Genomic DNA, 17843 nt, shown 5'->3' on the forward strand with positions numbered 1-17843 from the left:
GGTGGCGATTTATTACGTCATGATCGTTAGCGCGCTTTATTTTGTAATTCTGATGTTTTCTTTCAGAAATATTAAGGATATTTTCAGACGCGCGACGTATTCGAAATACAATACGCTTTCGGGCTCGGAACTGGTACCATCGGTATCCTTGCTGGTCCCGGCCTATAACGAAGAGCTGACGATCGCGGAGAATGTCCGCTGCCTCATGACGCTGAACTATCCAACCTACGAGGTCATCGTCATCAATGACGGATCCTCCGACGAAACGCTGAAGGTGCTGATTGAGGAGTATGGTTTGACACTGCTGCCCAATCCGGAGATCCGCGGCAACATCAGCACGAACAAGGTGCGGGGCATTTATTATAATCCGCAATACCCGCAGCTATACCTCATCGACAAGGAGAACGGCGGTAAGGCGGATTCCTTGAACGCGGGCATCAACCTGTCCCGTTATCCGCTGATTTCTTCCATCGATGCGGATTCATTGCTGGAGAAGGATGCGCTGATCCGGATGGCCCGGATGTACATGGAGAATCCCGAGGAGACGGTGGCGATCGGCGGCGACGTCCGGATTGCCAATGGCTGCGTGATCGAGAACGGTGAGGTTAAGGACGTATCCTTGCCGCGCCGGATGTGGCCGATGTTTCAATCGATCGAATATTTGAAAGCTTTTCTGGGGGGCCGAATCGGGTGGAGCCATTTCAACGGGCTCATCATCGTCTCCGGGGCCTTCGGTTTGTTCCGGAAAGACTATGTCATTGCGGTTGGCGGCTATCGCGGCGGTTACCCCGGCGAAGATATGAACATCATTATCAAGCTGCACCGCTATATGCTGGAAAATAAAATCAAATACCGCGTTTCCTTTTGTCCGGAAGCGGTGTGCTGGACGCAGGCGCCGGACAGCTACAACATTTTGTCCAATCAGCGCAAGCGCTGGGGACGCGGAAACTTGAAGAACATGATCGAGAACCGGGATATGGTGTTCAATCCGAAATATAAAGTCATGGGCTTGTTGACAATGCCCTACAACGTTATTTTCGAAGCGCTAAACCCTTACTTCAGAATTACGGGCCTTCTGGCTCTGCTTGGATATGTTTTGCTGGATATGACAAATTGGCATGTGCTGGTCGTGTTCGGGCTCGTCAATTTTTTAAGCGGGTACCTGCTCAGTGTGGGAGCCCTCATCCTGGAGGAGATGGCCTTCCGCCGGTATACCAAATTGTCCGACCTGGTGAAAATGCTCCTCTTCTCGGCGCTCAAGTTTGTGGGTTACCATCAGCTTGGCGTGCTGTGGAGAGTACAGGGACATATTCAATATTTGCAAAACAACAATTCATGGGGCACCATGACCCGGCAGAGCTGGAAAGATAAGAACGAGGCGGCTTGACTTCAAGGCCCGGTTCAAATGCAGCATCAAAATATAAAGAGAGGTGGGACTTACTGTTATGTCTCAATCGGCAACATTGCAACGCGTGCAGGCCGTCGATTTTTACGGCCGCGTGGAGGAGGAAGTGAGAGAACATCCCAATGGAACAGCATTGCTGTTTCTGTACTGTGCTGGCAATCCGTCCGGGACGGAGGCTGAGCTGGCGGAGGTTCAAAGGTTTGTGGACCAGCTGACCGGCGTAAACGGCGAGGTTCTGCACGACGCCAATACCGGCGTATCGGCTGTTACCCTGCCTGGCTACACGCTGGATGCCGCCCATTATCAGGCACTGCTCCTGAAGCAGCATCTGCAGGGCCGTTTCGAGCAAGCGGACCCGCGTATTACGCTTGCAGCGCTTACGGAAGCGCCGCCTCGGCAGACGTTGAAGCAGATGGCGGAAACCGCCAGGCTCAGCACCTCTTCGGATATTCATATATTTACGCAGGAGGAAGCGGACAGCGGCCAAAACCGCATTCTCATTGTGGACCAAGATGCCACGATGAGGGAATTTTTACAGATTCGCTTGGCCATGCAGGGTTACGAAACGCTGGAAGCGGTGGATGGTTTGGAGGCACTGGAGCTGATCCCGAAATGGGAGCCGGATCTTGTCCTGACCGAGCTGAATCTGCATGGCATCGACGGCCTGCCGTTCATTCATCATATCCAGCAGCTGGACGTGAAGGAGCCGCCGAAAATTGTCGTGTTAACCGAGAAGCGGGTAGAGCAAACCATCAGCCAATGTTTCCAAAACGGGGTCGATGACTACGTAACCAAACCGTTCTCGCCGGTGGAGCTGGATGCCCGCATCCGACGCTGCCTTCATTAAACACATGGTTATTAAAGCTTTTAGTTAGATGAGATTCAGGATTGATACGTGATTAGTTGAGCTGAAGAGGTTCTTTAATCGCAAGGAAAGAGTTCAACAAACAAGTCTGTCTTTTGGCCGACGAACAAAAGAAATAGACGAATAGACTATACATCCGATGGAGGTTGAATACTTGTGAATGAGGAATATGAAACTTTATTGAGTGCCATTGAAAATAAGAAAGCTGTACTGGGTGTTGTGGGACTAGGTTATGTAGGTTTGCCGCTGGCTGTGGAGATGGTGAAACAAGGATTTACGGTCATCGGCATCGATCTGGATTCCGACAAAATCGACCGCATTTACCGCGGCGAGTCCTACATTACGGACATCTCGTCCGAAGAGCTTGCGGCATGCATGGAGACCGGACGCTTTAAGCCGACAACGGATTACAGCATGATCGCCGTCATTGACGCGGTCAGCATCTGCGTGCCGACGCCGCTCAGCGAGAATCAGGACCCGGATACTTCCTACATTACAATGGTAGTCGATCAGCTCAAACGCTTCATGAAGCCTAATCTGTTAATTACGCTGGAGAGCACGACGTATCCGGGAACCACGGAGGAACTGATTCAACAACCGATCGAGAAGCTCGGTTACAAGGTCGGCCAGAACTTCTATCTGTGCTTCTCGCCGGAGCGCGTCGATCCGTCCAACAGCCGCTTTAATACGCGGAACACGCCGAAGGTGATCGGCGGCACGACGGATGCCTGCCTGAAGCTGGGCGAAGCGCTGTACAAGCAGTACGTGGAGACGGTTGTACCTGTCAGCAATCCGAAAGTTGCGGAAATGTCCAAGCTGCTGGAGAATACGTTCCGCAGCGTGAACATCGCCTTCGTCAACGAGATGGCGATGATGTGCGACCGTATGGGCATCGATGTATGGGAAGTGATCAATGCGGCGGCCACCAAGCCGTTCGGTTTCATGCCGTTCTATCCGGGGCCAGGCATCGGCGGCCACTGCATCCCGCTGGATCCCATGTACTTATCGTGGAAGGCCAAGGGCTTCCGCTTTTACAGCAAATTCATTGAGCTGGCACAATCCACCAATGACAACATGCCTTACTACGTGATCAACAAAACGGCGACGATTCTGAATGAATATGCCAAATCGATCAAGCGCTCCAATATCCTGTTGTTAGGCATGGCCTACAAACCGGACATCAGCGATTTGCGCGAATCCCCGGGCCTCGAAGTTTACGAACAGTTCAAGGAGAACGGCGCTTATGTGGATTACTACGATCCATATGCCAACAGTTTCGTGGATAAGCAAGGCGAAACGATTCGCAGCGTGGAGTATGATCTCGCGAAATTCAGCCGTTACGATTGCATCGTCCTCATTACGAACCACAGCAATTTGGATTATCATTCGATCGCTTCGGCCGGCGTGCCGATCTTGGACACGCGGAATGCATTTAAAGCGTATGCCGAGCCTCATATTTACAAGATCGGCCATTCCGTTCAGCATGTGCCTGAGCCGGGCGAGGCTGTCTTGATCTGATGAAATGGACGAGAAGACTGAGGCATATCGATGCAAAAGCGAAGTGGATCATCTTGGCTGCCGGCATCTGTCTTTTGCTGCTGATCCTTTTTCTTCTTCCGTCAGGCAAGGTGAATCAAAACAAGGCTACCTGGCTGTGGGATGCAAGTCTGATCCGAAGTGAAACGGAGGAGATTGTAGCCTTTAGCGGCAGGGAAGGCATTACAACGATCTTTTTGCAAATTCAACAAGAGGTTACGGACGAGGAGTACCGCCATTTCGTGGCTGCGGCACATCGGCAGGGCATCAGCGTCCATGCTTTGAACGGCCACCCCGACTGGGCTTATGAGGAAGGCCGGCAAAAAGGGATGGACCTGCTGGCCTGGCTGGAAGAGTACAACCAGGCTTCCGCCCCCGAGGAGAAATTCGAGGGCGTGCAGTTCGATGTGGAGCCTTACGTGCTTCGCAGGTGGGATCGCGAACAGGAACAGGTGGTGGAAGAATGGAGCGCCAACACGGAAGTCTGGGTCCAGGAGGCCAAGCGTCAGGGTCTCCCGTTCAGTGCCGCGGTTCCGTTCTGGCTTGATTCGATACCTGGACCGAGCCGAGCGGATACCGATTCGTTCAGCCGCTGGATGATCCAAAATACGGATGCGATTGCCGTTATGGCATACCGCGACAGCGGGGAGCAGATGTATGAATTGTCGAAGGAGGAGCTGGAGCAGGCCGACGAACTCGGCAAATCCGTGTGGATCGGCATGGAGCTCGGGGATACGGACGAAGGCGAGCATTTGACCTTTTATTCCAAGAGCGAGCAGGAGATGGAGGACGAAGCCCTGCGCGCCGCCAAGCTTGGCAGCGACCATTCCTCCTTCGCGGGATTGGCCGTCCATCACTATCAGGCCTGGGTCCACAAACGAACCGCGATGGGCGGGGAAGAGCAGTGATATTGCCATAATGGCCTGTCGCCTCTGCTCCGTGTTACAAGGAAACAACTTCATATCATTCACTCATTCAACGTACCTCCGAAGGTCTCCAAGAGACTTGCGGGGGTATTTTTTTGTCCAAGGAAGGGAAGGGAAATCGGGTCTGCGAGGTATTGTCTAGAAATTGTAGAGAACCGAATTCTATAATGGGTATCATTGAGCGGCAGGCAGAGGAACATGCTTTGAAACAAAGGGCAAATATTGATATAAGATGGACGACGATTTCTAAGCTCTTATATCATTGATTTTTGAAAAAGGTGGATTTTTATGAATTTTTTCAAAAAAGCATAGCAATTACATCAGGTTGGTGTTAAATTCTAATGGTTTGTTCAGGAGGGGCTCCAGAATAAGCCCTGTTTGAAATGTTAAAGGAGTATTCTAATGAAAAGAGTTTCTAGTAGTAACCGAGTGTTTTGCATGCTTACCCGAATGACCGCTTTGCTGGCGATCCTGGCGTTTATGGGCGGCTGCGGTTTTTTCGGCGGTAAAGCAGCCTCCAGCGATGAAGCGGGAGGTCCGATAGCGCCTGCTCAAAAGGTGGAGCGGTATACGGGGGAGAAGAGCAGGGAAATTCCGTACGTGTATACGGCCAGGAAGGAATTGGCGCTTACCTTTAACGGCATGGGGGATAAAGCCACCATGACGGCACTGATCGATGAACTGGAAACGTACGGAATCAAGGCGACCTTCTTTCTTCCGGGCATCCGAGTGGCGGAGGAGCCGGACATTGCGGGCGCGATCTTGGCCGGAGGCCATGAAATCGAGAACAATACGCTCAATCAGCTGGATATGAACAAGCTGGATTACGATCAGATCTATAAGGAGATCAAGCTGGCAAACGACGTTATTGAACGGGAGACCGGCGCCCAGCCCCGCTATGTCCGGACGCGTTCGGGCGATTACCCGGAAGATGTGCCGCTGGCGGCAGCGCATCTTGGAATGAAGGCGGTTGTCAGCTATAACATCAATCCGAAGGACCGCGATATGCAGAGTGCCGAAGCCATCGGAGAATACGTGGCGAGGTTCGTCTCCAGAGGCGGCATCATCTCCATGAACACCGACGTCAATCCGGAAGTGGTCTCTTCTATAAAATACATTGCCAAGGCCGTGGACGATATCGGATATCGGCTGGTTACGCTGGATGAGCTGGTGCAGAACGGGGGCGAGCGAAAGCCGCTTGAGCAAATTCCGGGATATGACGCTGCCCGCATCAATCCGGATTATCAACGGGCGAAGTATGAGCTGGTTTATCAAGTCGATACCGACAAAAAAGAAGTTGCCCTGACGTTTGACGATTTCGGAAGCGATAAAACGGTGACCCGCATACTCGATATTTTGGCCGAGCATGATGTCAAAGCGACCTTCTTCCTGAGGGCCAAAGGCGTGGAAAGCAATCCGAATTTGGCGCGGGCAATGGTGGAAGGCGGGCATGACGTGGCCAACCATTCCTACAGCCATCCCGTCGTTACATCGCTGACGCCCGAAGAGCTTCAGCAGGATGTCGTCAAGGCGCATCAGGTCATTACCGAAGCCATCCAGCAGCAGCCTGTCATGTTGTTTCGTCCGCCGACCGGCGTGGTCGACGATAAACGGGCCAAAGCGTTGGCGGCAGTCGGTTACCCGGTGATTGCCATGTACGACGTGACGACGCTGGATTGGGATATTTCCAATAGTGCCGACGATATTGTGAACGGGGTTATGACCAAGACGCAGCCGGGAAGCGTCATCTTGCTGCATATGCTGGATGACATTCATACCATTGAGGCGCTGCCGCGCGTGCTGGAAGGCCTCAAGGATAAAGGATACACGTTTGTGAAAATGGCGGACATGATGCAGTTGCAGGAGCAGGCCGCAATGGAGATGGAGTAAAATGGAATTATATGAAAACATGCTGGACCGCGTGAATAAATTGGCGGTCGTCGGACTGGGTTATGTCGGCCTGCCGCTGGCGGTCGCGTTCTCGAAAAGGCTGGATGTCATCGGCTTTGATCTGAGCGAGGCGAAGGTGTCTCAGTATCGCAGCGGATTCGATGCTACCGGTGAGATCGGAGATGACTTGCTTGCGGGCTGTGCGGCCGATTTCACCTCGGATCCGGACAAGCTGAAGGAGGCTCGCTGCTTTATCGTGGCCGTTCCGACACCCGTAAAAAGCGGCAATGTGCCGGACCTGAAATTCGTGCGGAATGCCAGCCGTTTGGTCGGTCGCGCCTTGACGCGGGGAGCGGTGGTTGTCTATGAGTCAACGGTCTATCCGGGCGTTACGGAGGAAGTCTGCATTCCGATTCTCGAAGAGGAGTCGGGCCTGCGGCTGGGCGAGGATTTCAAGGTGGGGTATTCTCCGGAACGGATTAACCCCGGAGACCAGGTCCACCGGCTGGAGACCATCGTGAAAATCGTGTCCGGCAATGATCCGGAGGCGCTGGAGACGGTTGCCAGACTGTATGAGCTGATTATCGAGGCAGGCGTTCACCGGGCGGAATCCATCCGGGTGGCGGAAGCGGCAAAGGTCATCGAGAATGCGCAGCGCGACATCAACATTGCCTTTATGAACGAGCTTTCGATGCTGTTCAACCAGATGGACATCGATACGAATGCCGTGCTGCGCGCAGCGGAAACGAAATGGAATTTCCTCCCGTTCCGCCCTGGTCTCGTCGGCGGGCATTGCATCGGAATCGACCCGTATTATCTGACGTATAAGGCCGAGGATACGGGGTATCATTCCAAGATTATTTTGGCAGGTCGGCATATCAATGACGGAATGGGAAAATACGTCGCCCAGCACGTCATTAAACTTGCGATTCGCCAAGGGATCGATCTGATGAAGGCGAAGGTGGCCGTCATGGGCCTTTCGTTCAAGGAGGACTGCCGGGATATCCGCAATTCCAAGGTCATCGATATTATTCGGGAGCTGCAGGATTACGGAATCCGGCCGATGGTGGCGGACCCGCACGTAGACCCGAAGCAGGCTTACGAGGAATACGGCATCGAGCTGTCGGACATGAGCGAGCTGAGCGGAATCCAGATTGCGGTTGTGGCGGTCGCTCACCGGGAGTTCAAGCAGCTCGGGATCGCGGCATTCAAGGAGATGTTCAGTTCGGAACAGGCGAAGCTTCTGATCGACGTGAAGGGAGCTTATCCAAAAACCGAATGCGAAGCCCATGGCTTTCATTATTGGAGTTTGTAAGATAACGATGGGAGAAGGCAATGAGGATTATAAAAAGAAAGCAATCGAAGAGCACCAAGGAAGTTCTAACGCTTCCGCGCACGGACAGACGGACTCTTTCCTATGTGCCTGATCCGGAGCAGATCCGGATGAACGCGGACCGAAGAGGCAACCGGGCGCAGAAGCCCGGGGAGGATTTGTCCAGCTCTGAGTACGTCAACAAGCTGCGGATGCTCAGCCTGCGTTACGAGGCGGATTTTGAAGTTTTGCTTGTCCCGAACGGGAAAAAGAAAAAAGCCGGGATCAAGGGCGTGGCTGCCGACATTTCGGCCACGGGCCTTCTGCTCAGGCTGCCGGACGACGCTTCAAGCCTCGAAGTCGGCGACAAAGTGAAAGCGCGATTCCGCATCCCCCCGGGGGCTATGCCCGAGGGCTTCGAATCGGCCGTCAGGATCGATGCAACCGTTGTCCGCAGGGCCTTGAATTCGACGGAAGCCGGCGAAGAGCATCTGCTTGCCTTGGAGTTCGAGAAACCGCTCACGGATTATTTTCAGCGCAAACGGTGGGGTTATTCCGTATATTCCGCCAGCGCAATGCTGTTCATGGCGGTGCTCTTCATCATGCTGATGCGGGCGGAGAGCATCATTTATTTCAAATACAACATGGTGCTGTATTTGTACAGCTTGATCGCGGCCCTGTTTCTGCTGACGCGCTACCTGTTCGGAGCGCTGTACCGCGATGTGCCGATCAATCCGGATTATACGCCGGGAGTATCGATTATCATCCCCTGCTTCAATGAAGCGGAATGGATCAAGCGCACGATACTCAGCTGCATGAATCAGGACTACCCCGTAGACAAGCTGGAGGTCATAGTGGTAGACGACCGATCGACGGACCAGTCGGTACAGCAGATCCAGGATATGATCGAGTTGATTCATTCCGAGGCGGAGCGTTACGCTACCCGGGAGCGCTTGTCCTATATGGTGCTGCCCGAGAATGCGGGCAAACGGGCCGCTTTGGTCAAAGGCGTCGAGATGGCCAAGCATGATCTGGTGGTCTTCGTGGATTCGGACAGCTTCCTGGATCCGACGGCGATTCGCCACCTCGTCCAGCCCTTTCAGGATCCCAAGATGGGCGGCGTTGCCGGACGGACGGACGTCGAGAACAAATATACCAATAACATGACGAAGCTGCAGACCGTCCGTTATTATATCGCCTTTCGGATCATGAAAGCGGCAGAGTCCTGGTTTGACAGCGTGACCTGCCTGTCGGGTCCGTTATCCTGCTATCGGAAAGAGCTGATCGTGCAGCATGCGGACGCTTGGCTTAACCAGAAGTTTCTGGGCAGGCCCGCCACCTTCGGAGACGATCGGAGCATGACGAACTTTATTTTGAAAACGCATCGGACCGCTTACCAGGATTCTGCCATTTGCTCGACGATCGTGCCTTCGCAGATGAAGGTGTTTCTGAAGCAGCAGATGCGGTGGAAGCGCTCCTGGCTGCGCGAATCGCTGCGGGCCGGAAGTTTCATATGGCGTAAAGAGCCGTTTATGGCATTGTTTTTTTACATAGGCCTGATCGTGCCGATTGCCGCGCCTGTCGTGGTTGCCTACAACCTCATGTACGTGCCGATCGTTCACGGCATTTTCCCGGGGACCTTCCTGATGGGATTACTGCTGATGGCGCTGCTGATGAGCCTGGCCCACCTGCTGTTCCGGAAGAGCAGACTTTGGGTGTTCGGCTTCGTATTCTGCCTCTTCTATGAATTCGTCCTGTTATGGCAGATGCCGGTGGCTTGGTTTACCTTCTGGAAATCGACGTGGGGGACCAGGGAAACGCCGCAGGATATCGAAGCCAGGGAGAAGAAGGAAGCCCGCAAGCGCAAAGGCAAAAAATTCGGATTACCGTTCTGATCGTGTCAAAGCGGTTGAAGTAAGGATTGAAGTGAGGATGACATATGGCTAAAAAACAAAAAACAGCCCTCAATGTTCGGCGAAAAAATCGCAGGAAAATCATCAAAGTAACGGCACAGGTCATGGTATTGGCCGTTGCAGCCGTCCTGTTGGCCAATGCGATTTTCGATTTTCGAACATATAAGGAGCCGGACAGATCCGCCTGGCGTCAGGATCAGGGCTTTATTGCCCTGTCCTATTTCGGGGTCGGCCGCACCGGGACGTCCAAGCTCGTATCTAAGGCCCAGCTGGATGCCCAGCTGAAGGCCTTATACGAACAGGGCTATACGACGATTTCGCAGCAGGATATCATCGATTATTACAGCCATGGCAAGAAGCTGCCCGACAAGGCGCTGTACCTGTCCTTTGAAGACGGGCGGAATGATTCCGCGCTGTTCGCGCAGCCGCTGCTTGAAAAATATAATTATAAGGCTACCTTTCTGTCCTATGCCAATAAAATGGGCAACAGCGAACGGAAATTTCTGCAGCCGAAGGACATGCTGAAGATGACCCGCACCGGTTATTGGGAGCTTGGGACTAACGGCAACCGGCTGACCTATATCAATATTTTCGATGATGAGGGCCGTTATGTCGGCGTTAAAGACGAGCGCGAGCTGACGGTCAAATCCAACGTGGAATATTACAACCACTATTTGATGGATTTCATCCGCGACGAGAACATGATTCCGCTCGAGAACCGCGCCGAGATGGAAGAGCGGATCCGGGCCGACTATGCGGCAATGGACAAGGTTTACACGGAATCGCTCGGTTACGTTCCGCTCACGTATATGATCATGCATGCCAATGCGCTCGGCGGAGGAATGAATCAGCTTGTGGCGAATGCCAATTCGGATCAGATTCAGAAGCTGTTCGGGATGAATTTCAACCGGGAAGGCGTTGCCTTCAATTCGAAGGATAGCGATCTGTATAATCTGACCCGGGTCCAGCCCGCGCCGTATTGGTCTACCAATCACCTGTTAATGAAGCTGCGTAAGGACCAAGGGCAGCCTATGCAGTTTGTACGGGGCGACACGGAGCAGGCTGACAAGTGGGAGCTGCTTGGCGGAGCGGCAGAATTTACGGATAACCGGATGGTGGTCACATCGCCCCCGTCCCAGGCAGGAAGCGTGTATTTGAAGGGCAGCGGGGAGCAAGACGTCACCGTCTCGGCCAAAGCGCTCGGCAATGTGGTAGGACGGCAGTCGGTTTATGTCCGTTACGACCGAACGAAGGGTTCGTATCTCAGGCTTCTGCTGGAGAACAACCACGTGGTGGTGGAACAGAAGATAGCGGGCCAAGCTCCCGAGGAGCTGTTCACGTACGCCTTGCCGAAGGTGGCATGGGGCGAAGAGGATCTGCAATTCGATAAGGCTTCGGTCTATACAAAGGAGCAGACGCTGTCCGGAGACCGGGATGATGAGAATGAGTACCCTGTCAACATACTCGGAAATCGGTGGCTGGAGATTTCGGTGAAAGGCGATGCCCTGTCCGTGAGCGTTGATCGGCAGGTGCTTCTGGACCGGCAGCCTGTGGATGCATCGATCGGCGCAGGAGGCGTGGCGCTTGAATCGGAGTATCATGAGCAGAACGAAAAGGATGATATTTACGACGCCGTCTTTGAAGATGTCACGATTGTGTCGGAGCCACCGGGTGCCGAACGTAAGCTGCTGTTTACGAACAAGCCGTCCGGACTTGCCGGTGTCCTGACCGGCGTACAGCGAAGCATGAATCGCGCGGTCGACTGGGCTGTCGAGACTTTCTAAAAATTGGGCGTAGGGCGTGAACAACGAATGAAGAATCGCAGGAAGAAATGGGCGGCAGCTGCGGGGGTTGCGGTATTGTGTGCTGCCTCCTTCTGGTGGTTGGAGGATCAAAAGAAGGAGCCATCGATGCTGCCTCAGCCGCTGCAGGCGCAAGTCAAGCTGTCTGCCTGGATTACGGATTGGCAGTGGGAGACGGGCATGACAGATTGGAAGCAGCTCGGCGATGGGCTTGAAGAAATCAAGCTGTTTGCAGCCTATTTCAATCATGAAGACGAGCTTTACTTGACGTCGGATTTTCGGGAGGCGCTGCCTGCGTTCCTGGAGGCGTCCAAGGAAGGGGAGCCGGCTCGCGGCGTCCTGACGATCGTCAACGATCGTTTCCATACCGATGGAACGGCCAAACAGAAGGATCCGGAGCTGATATCCCGGCTCGTCGCTACTCCCGAAAGCCGCAGCCAACATATCAGGCAGATTCTGGACATGGCATCCCAGCACGGCTTCGACGGCGTGGAATTGGATTACGAGAAGGTCCGCAAGGAGGATGGGGCAAACCTCTCCGCGCTGTACGAGGAGCTGTATGAGCGTCTCCGGGCGGAAGGCCTCTCGCTTCGAATCGTGCTGGAGCCGGGCGTATCCTTGTCATCGCTTAAGCTGCCGGAGGGGCCTGATTATGTCCTGATGGCATACAACCTGTACGGGGGGCATAGCGGACCCGGACCGAAGGCGGATTATGCCATGATCAAGGAGCTGGGGGGCAAGCTGCGGCAGCTGCCGGGAGACCATGCCATCGCGCTGTCGGTTGGCGGGTTTGACTGGGCGGAGAATGGCAAGGCGGTCTCTTTAACGGAGAAGCGTGCGGTAGAGCTGGCGCATGCCAGCCCGGACGAACCGAAGCGGGATCCGGACAGCGGGGCCCTATACTTCGAGTACACGGACGACCAAGGCATCGGGCATACCGTATGGTATGCGGACGGAACGACCCTTGCCGGATGGATGGATGCGGCGGGGGAGGCGGGCATTTCGAAGATTGCGATCTGGCGGCTCGGCGAAATGGAAGCAGATACGCTGCAGAAGTTGAGCGAAATTCGACAGCAATCCCATCATGAATGATTTCGCATAACCCAAAAGGACACCCCGCGGCTTCAATAGGAAGCCGCTCGGGGTGTCCTTTCACGTATGGGAACATTCGGGAGGCAGAGCGCTCGTCATTCTGTCCGTCCCACCGGAGGGGGGGTCAATGAATGAGCTTCGAAGCTTTCGCTTTGCGGATCAGTCCGCTGCTGGCCCGGTTGATCGGCTTCTTGAGCGCGATCCCGATCACAAGCGCGATCGCCGCGAAGACCAGCATGAGCAGCATATCGCGGATGACGATATCCCACAGGATGCCGCCGACGGCTTCCCGCATCATGCTGATGGCATAGGTGAACGGCAAATACGGATGCAATGCCTGGAAGAACGGCGGGGTCATCTGGATCGGAAAGGTCCCGCCAGCGCCTGCCAGCTGCAGCACGAGCAGAACGATCGCCATCGCTTTTCCGACATTGCCGAACACGGACACCAGCGTGTAGACGATCAGCATGAAAACGCAGCTGATCAGCAGCGCAAACAGAATGAACCAGCCGGGGTTCACCACATAGGCTCCCAGCAAATAAATATCGCCCAGGGTAACGAACAGCGCCTGGAACAGGGCAATGGTCAGAAAGGTGAGATAGCGTCCGAAGTAAACCTCGATGCTGCGGAAGCTTCTCTCCTCATCATGTACGTCAACGGAGAGCAGGGAAACGAGCAGCAGTGCGCCTACCCACAAGGACAAGGTCGTGAAGAAGGGCGACATCGCGGAGCCGTAGTTCGGGATAGGGTACAGGCGATTCTCTTCCAGCGTAACCGGCTCGGCAAAAAACTGGCTCTCGAGCTCGAAATTGTTTTGGAGAAGATCGATGATCTCTTGAATATCCCCTTCCGCTTCCATCTCGCGCAGCCGGTTGGCCAGCTGCGTAATCCGAAGCTCCGCTTCCGGCAGACGATTTTGGGCGAGCTGCACTTCTTGGCCTCCCACTTTGAGCCCTTTCCGGGCATCTTGAAGCAAACGCTGGATGTCGGGGACGCTGCCAAGCGCCTGGGTCAATTCCTGCTGAACGCGCTTCGCCGTACCTGCGCCCTTGGTGAAGGCCTTGCTTATCGCCGGGCCGATTTCGCTGTCGTACCGGCTTAGCAGCGCGTCGGTCAGCCCGTTAATGTCATCGGTCAGCTTCTTCAGCTTATCGATGGAATCCGCAGGTGCTTCCTCCCCCCGTTCCACGGCTTGGGCAATGCTTTGGAGCGCGGCTTGAGCCGAGGTCCATCGTGCGGCAATGTCCTCGAGCTTAGCGGCCGCGGAAGCCGCCGCCGGGGAGATCGAGCCCAGCCGCTTGAACAATTGCCCCAGCCGGGCCGCGGCTTGCGCTGCAGTCTCAGCGCGCTCCTTCGCAGCGTTCAGGCGGCTGGCCAGCTCCTTCGGGTCGATGTCTTTTTGCCCTAGCGCGTCCAGCACTTGCGAAAGCGCTCCGGTGGCTGCACCCAGCACCTCCAAGTCCTGCCGCAGCGCAGGCTCCAGCGATTTCGAGGCCCCTGCGGCCTGATTCGCGAACTCCGCCAGCGCACCGGCCATTTCCTTGCCGTCCGTGGCAATCCCTTCAAGGCGGGGCAGAGCCGCATCGGCTTGCTCAACCAACCGGTTGGCCAGCTTGATATCCTGCTGGGCCGTGCTCACCGCCTCGTTGAGCTCGGGAAAGCTTTTTTCGAGCCGGAACAGCAAGCTTCGTACTTTGTTGATCGCAGGGAGCTGGTTCTCGATCTCGATCCCGAGCGTGTTGAAAATCTCGAAGATGGTGCCGTTGGCGGTTTTGATGAAATTTTTGCTGACTTCCTCCACGACGGCAGATGCCCCCTGGGCCGTCACCTTGGGCGAAATGGCGTTGATTTTCTCGTTCGTGTAATAGAGGATCTGAGCCTTGACGGGCTCATTGGTCAGTACGGTGCCGATCCGGGCGGAGAAGTTCTCCGGAATGACGATAGCGGCATAATCGGTGCCGCGCCGCACCCCCTGTATCGCATTCTCGCTGTCCTCCGTAAACCGCCACCCCAGCTTCTCATTGTGATGCAGGGACTCCACGATTTCTTTGCCCAGGTTAATGGGCTGGTCGCGAAGGGTGGTGCCTTTATCCAGGTTGGCAACGGCAATGGATACACCTGAGGTTTGGCCGTAGGGATCCCAGGAAGCTTCGATGTTAAACCAGGCATATAGAGAAGGAAGGAGGGCAAGACCCCCGATGATAACGGCTGCAGCCCAATTGCGGACGATTCTACGGATATCGGCAGAATATATATGGAAAATATTCTTCATGAGCGCTCCTGTCTTGTACATAGTTGGAGCTAGTATGCCGCCAAATCCGTGCCAAGATACGAAACGAGCCGCTCCTTTATCTCTTCCTTGAGAGAGGGCCGATCGCAGAGCAGGCTGCCTTCATACCCGCGGCACAGATAATGCACCTGCAGCCCTTCCTCGGGGGTACGGCCCTGGCTTTGAATCCGGATGCCGCGCCGCTTCATCTGCTGTTGAATGGACCAGGCGCGTGCCGAAATCCCTTTTTGGATATGCTGCAGATTTAAAATATAGATTTCGGCCATTTTGAGCTTGAGGGTCTTGAGGATTCCAATATCCCGTTCGAGAACAGACTGAAGCAGGTCATGCAGCAGATAATCTTTGATCAGGGCTTCGTCTTCGACCGAAGGCGGAGGAGGAGTGGAAGGTTTCATCATAAGAGACACATCCCCGGACATGAAAAAAATATAAGAACACACGTTCTATTATATACATGGTATGCCATCCTTATTCGGCCTGCAACCATTAATTTCTGGCATTTGTGATCACCCCGGTGGATTCATGGCGGCATATCGTTTACACTCCTGATAACTGCATTTTTTCTGGAGGAGATTAACCATGATACTGCATAAAGGCGAAATATTGTTCCGGCAAGGGGATAGCGGGGATCATTTATATCACATTCGGAGCGGATTGTTTAAGGTGACCCGTCTGCATGCCAACGGCAATATGGTGCTTTTCAATATTTTATATCCCGGCGAAACGGTACCCCATCACTCGCTGATCAGCCCGAAGGAAACGCATGGAACCGCGATCGCGCTGATTCAGAGCGAAGTGGAGGTAATATCGGCTGAAGCTTGGTATGGACAGCTGGAGGAGGATCCGCGAAAACCGCTCGAGGTTGCCAGATTGCTGCAGGAAAAGGTGAGGTTCATGCAGATGAGGCTGGATCACTTAACCGTGGGCGGGCCGGCGGAGCGGCTGGAGCTGCTGATTCAATGGCTGGATGAGTATTCCCAAGGGATACATTTGACCGAATATTTGACTCAGGAAGAGATCGGACAACTGATCGGGGTAAGGAGAGAAACGGTAAACCGGCTGCTGCGGGAGCACGGCAAGCACGTTTAGCCCATATCCCTTTGCCGACGCCTGAACTAGCTTTATACACCGGTTTATAAAACCCTGTACGAGCATGCGCCGGACAAAGCAATGAGTCGATGCACCCTTCGCGGCTGATCGATGCCGCCGGAAGGCACCAAACCCAAAAAGATGCCCCTTTTGCATAAGAGGGGCATCTTTTTGGGTTTTGAGATACGGTTAACCTAATATTAACTTTCCAGCGTACCGGCCGGACCAAAGAATTCATAGTGGATCCGGTCAGCAGGTACCTCCATCGCTTTCAAATGGCCATTCACGGCACGCATGAACGGAACCGGCCCGCAGAAATAGAAGACGGCTTTCGGATCGACCGTTTTGTGAAGGAACTCCAGATCGATGTAGCCGGTTTGGTGGCAAGTGTCTTCCGTTTCCGGCTGTTCATAAATGACGTACGTGCTTAGCTGCGGATGCTTCGAGGCGAGCTCATCGATATGCAGCTTCATTGCATGCTGACTGCCGCATTTGGCCGCATGGATAAAGGTTACTTTCCGTTCAGGCTGATTCAGCAGCACGGATTCCAGCATGGCCACCATCGGAGTCAAACCGACGCCGCCGCTGATCAAGGCAAGCGGAAGATCGGAGTCCGTATCCAGCGTAAAGGTACCGGCCGGAGCCGTGACCTCGAGAACGGTCCCGACCTCTGCATGACGGTGCAGCCAGTTGGAGACGATGCCGGCAGGCTTTCCATCCAGCTCGTCTTCTCGTTTCACCGTAATTCTGTAGTAAGGATGTCCGGGTGCGGACGAGAGGCTGTAATGACGATTATGATAATAGGCTTCTCCCTCAGGTTTTACCCGAAGCGTGATGTATTGGCCGGGCAGATAATCGGAAATTTCCCCGCCATCCTGCGGTACCAGATAAAAGGAAGTAATGACGGAGCTTTCCTCCCCCTTCCGGTCAATGACGAAATTACGGTATCCGCTCCAGCCGCCGGCTTTGTTTGCGGCTTGCTGGTACATATCCGCCTCGATGCCGATAAAGACATCGGCAATGACGCCATAAGCTTCGGCCCAAGCCTCGATAATTTCGGGCGTTGCGGCATCGCCAAGTACATCCTTCATGGCGCCGAGCAGCGTTTCGCCGACGATCGGATAGTGCTCCGGCAAAATGTTTAATGCCCGGTGCTTGTGTCCGATTTGTTTAACAACCGGGACGATGGCTTCAAGACGGTCGATATGGGCCGCGGCGGCGTATACGGCATTGGCCAGGGCAAAGGGCTGTTTCCCTTCTCTTTGATTCGCATGGTTGAATATGTTAAGAAGTTCTGGGTGATGATGAAACAATTTTTGGTAAAATGCGCTTGTGATTGCCGTGCCGTGGGTTTCCAGAACCGGCACAGTCGATTTAACGACCTCGATCGTACGTTGGCTTAACATGCAGACTCCCCCTTGATTCATATGATACTTAGTCGAGTTGGTGTTCCCTTTAAGTATAGACAGGCGATGGAGCGGCTCTTGTGATTTAGATCACATCGGATTCAGCGAATATGTGAACAACATTTTTACGCGAAGGAGGTTCTTAAAGCTGGATTTTTTACATATTCCATATAGAGATTCCAATTCATTCTAGCCAGCTGTTTAGCTTGTATGCCAACTGTGTTATAATAATGTTAGCACTCTAACTAAAACGAGAAAGGATCAGGATACCATGTGTCCCCGAAGGACGAATCCCCAAAGGACGATTTGGAAACGTT

The 17843-nt window shown here is 54.0% G+C and carries 13 protein-coding genes; 10 read left to right on the forward strand and 3 right to left on the reverse strand.

Annotated elements, in window-relative coordinates; all coding sequences use genetic code 11:
- The first annotated feature begins 19 nt into the window (after positions 1–19).
- The 9 genes from GYMC10_RS10180 (at position 20) to GYMC10_RS10220 (ending at position 12741) form a co-directional block, all read left to right on the forward strand.
- On the forward strand, positions 20–1387 hold the full coding sequence (locus GYMC10_RS10180) for a glycosyltransferase family 2 protein (RefSeq protein WP_176502381.1): 1368 nt from the start codon (positions 20–22) through the stop codon (positions 1385–1387).
- 58 nt (positions 1388–1445) lie between these two features.
- Positions 1446–2252, forward strand: coding sequence for a response regulator transcription factor (locus GYMC10_RS10185; protein ID WP_015734404.1), 807 nt, complete (start codon positions 1446–1448; stop codon positions 2250–2252).
- A 174-nt stretch (positions 2253–2426) separates the two neighbouring features.
- Positions 2427–3788, forward strand: coding sequence for a nucleotide sugar dehydrogenase (locus tag GYMC10_RS10190; RefSeq protein WP_015734405.1), 1362 nt, complete (start codon positions 2427–2429; stop codon positions 3786–3788).
- Complete coding sequence (locus GYMC10_RS10195; RefSeq protein WP_015734406.1) at positions 3788–4714, forward strand: hypothetical protein; 927 nt, start codon at positions 3788–3790, stop codon at positions 4712–4714. Before GYMC10_RS10190 ends, GYMC10_RS10195 begins: the two co-directional genes overlap by 1 nt.
- Before the next feature lie 420 nt (positions 4715–5134).
- A complete protein-coding gene (locus GYMC10_RS10200) occupies positions 5135–6622 on the forward strand; it encodes a polysaccharide deacetylase family protein (protein ID WP_015734407.1) in 1488 nt (495 codons plus the stop codon).
- Between the two features lies 1 nt (position 6623).
- Positions 6624–7937: a nucleotide sugar dehydrogenase gene (locus tag GYMC10_RS10205; protein ID WP_015734408.1), complete on the forward strand. Its 1314-nt coding sequence runs from the start codon at positions 6624–6626 to the stop codon at positions 7935–7937.
- A gap of 20 nt (positions 7938–7957) precedes the next feature.
- Positions 7958–9829: a glycosyltransferase gene (locus GYMC10_RS10210; RefSeq protein ID WP_015734409.1), complete on the forward strand. Its 1872-nt coding sequence runs from the start codon at positions 7958–7960 to the stop codon at positions 9827–9829.
- 44 nt (positions 9830–9873) lie between these two features.
- On the forward strand, positions 9874–11631 hold the full coding sequence (locus GYMC10_RS10215) for a polysaccharide deacetylase family protein (protein ID WP_015734410.1): 1758 nt from the start codon (positions 9874–9876) through the stop codon (positions 11629–11631).
- 27 nt (positions 11632–11658) lie between these two features.
- On the forward strand, positions 11659–12741 hold the full coding sequence (locus tag GYMC10_RS10220; RefSeq protein WP_041621964.1) for a glycosyl hydrolase family 18 protein: 1083 nt from the start codon (positions 11659–11661) through the stop codon (positions 12739–12741).
- A 124-nt stretch (positions 12742–12865) separates the two neighbouring features.
- On the opposite strand, the gene GYMC10_RS10225 is transcribed toward GYMC10_RS10220, so the two are convergent.
- Positions 12866–15013 carry a YhgE/Pip domain-containing protein gene (locus GYMC10_RS10225; RefSeq protein WP_015734412.1) on the reverse strand — a complete coding sequence of 716 codons (2148 nt, stop codon included), beginning with the start codon at positions 15011–15013 and terminating at the stop codon, positions 12866–12868.
- Positions 15014–15042: 29 nt separating this feature from the next.
- Positions 15043–15429 carry a hypothetical protein gene (locus GYMC10_RS10230; RefSeq protein WP_015734413.1) on the reverse strand — a complete coding sequence of 129 codons (387 nt, stop codon included), beginning with the start codon at positions 15427–15429 and terminating at the stop codon, positions 15043–15045.
- Between the two features lie 181 nt (positions 15430–15610).
- Between GYMC10_RS10230 and GYMC10_RS10235 the strand changes: the two genes are divergently transcribed.
- The gene (locus tag GYMC10_RS10235) at positions 15611–16120 is read left to right on the forward strand and encodes a Crp/Fnr family transcriptional regulator (RefSeq protein WP_015734414.1); all 510 of its coding nucleotides are present in this window, start codon (positions 15611–15613) and stop codon (positions 16118–16120) included.
- A 200-nt stretch (positions 16121–16320) separates the two neighbouring features.
- On the opposite strand, the gene hmpA is transcribed toward GYMC10_RS10235, so the two are convergent.
- Positions 16321–17526 (reverse strand): NO-inducible flavohemoprotein, encoded by a 1206-nt coding sequence (gene hmpA, locus GYMC10_RS10240; RefSeq protein WP_015734415.1) that lies wholly within the window; start codon positions 17524–17526, stop codon positions 16321–16323.
- Between the last annotated feature and the right edge of the window lie 317 nt (positions 17527–17843).

The organism is Paenibacillus sp. Y412MC10 (assembly GCF_000024685.1).
In the GTDB taxonomy this organism is placed as follows: Bacteria; Bacillota; Bacilli; order Paenibacillales; family Paenibacillaceae; genus Paenibacillus_AQ; species Paenibacillus_AQ lautus_A.

What these genes read in the sequence shown, in the direction of transcription:
- GYMC10_RS10180 (WP_176502381.1), top strand. Translation starts at nt 20, where the DNA reads ATGATCGTTAGCGCGCTTTATTTTGTAATTCTGATGTTTTCTTTCAGA.
- GYMC10_RS10185 (WP_015734404.1), top strand. Translation starts at nt 1,446, where the DNA reads ATGTCTCAATCGGCAACATTGCAACGCGTGCAGGCCGTCGATTTTTAC.
- GYMC10_RS10195 (WP_015734406.1), top strand. Translation starts at nt 3,788, where the DNA reads ATGAAATGGACGAGAAGACTGAGGCATATCGATGCAAAAGCGAAGTGG.
- GYMC10_RS10200 (WP_015734407.1), top strand. Translation starts at nt 5,135, where the DNA reads ATGAAAAGAGTTTCTAGTAGTAACCGAGTGTTTTGCATGCTTACCCGA.
- GYMC10_RS10205 (WP_015734408.1), top strand. Translation starts at nt 6,624, where the DNA reads ATGGAATTATATGAAAACATGCTGGACCGCGTGAATAAATTGGCGGTC.
- GYMC10_RS10210 (WP_015734409.1), top strand. Translation starts at nt 7,958, where the DNA reads ATGAGGATTATAAAAAGAAAGCAATCGAAGAGCACCAAGGAAGTTCTA.
- GYMC10_RS10215 (WP_015734410.1), top strand. Translation starts at nt 9,874, where the DNA reads ATGGCTAAAAAACAAAAAACAGCCCTCAATGTTCGGCGAAAAAATCGC.
- GYMC10_RS10220 (WP_041621964.1), top strand. Translation starts at nt 11,659, where the DNA reads ATGAAGAATCGCAGGAAGAAATGGGCGGCAGCTGCGGGGGTTGCGGTA.
- GYMC10_RS10225 (WP_015734412.1), bottom strand. Translation starts at nt 15,013, where the DNA reads ATGAAGAATATTTTCCATATATATTCTGCCGATATCCGTAGAATCGTC.
- GYMC10_RS10230 (WP_015734413.1), bottom strand. Translation starts at nt 15,429, where the DNA reads ATGATGAAACCTTCCACTCCTCCTCCGCCTTCGGTCGAAGACGAAGCC.
- GYMC10_RS10235 (WP_015734414.1), top strand. Translation starts at nt 15,611, where the DNA reads ATGATACTGCATAAAGGCGAAATATTGTTCCGGCAAGGGGATAGCGGG.
- hmpA (WP_015734415.1), bottom strand. Translation starts at nt 17,526, where the DNA reads ATGTTAAGCCAACGTACGATCGAGGTCGTTAAATCGACTGTGCCGGTT.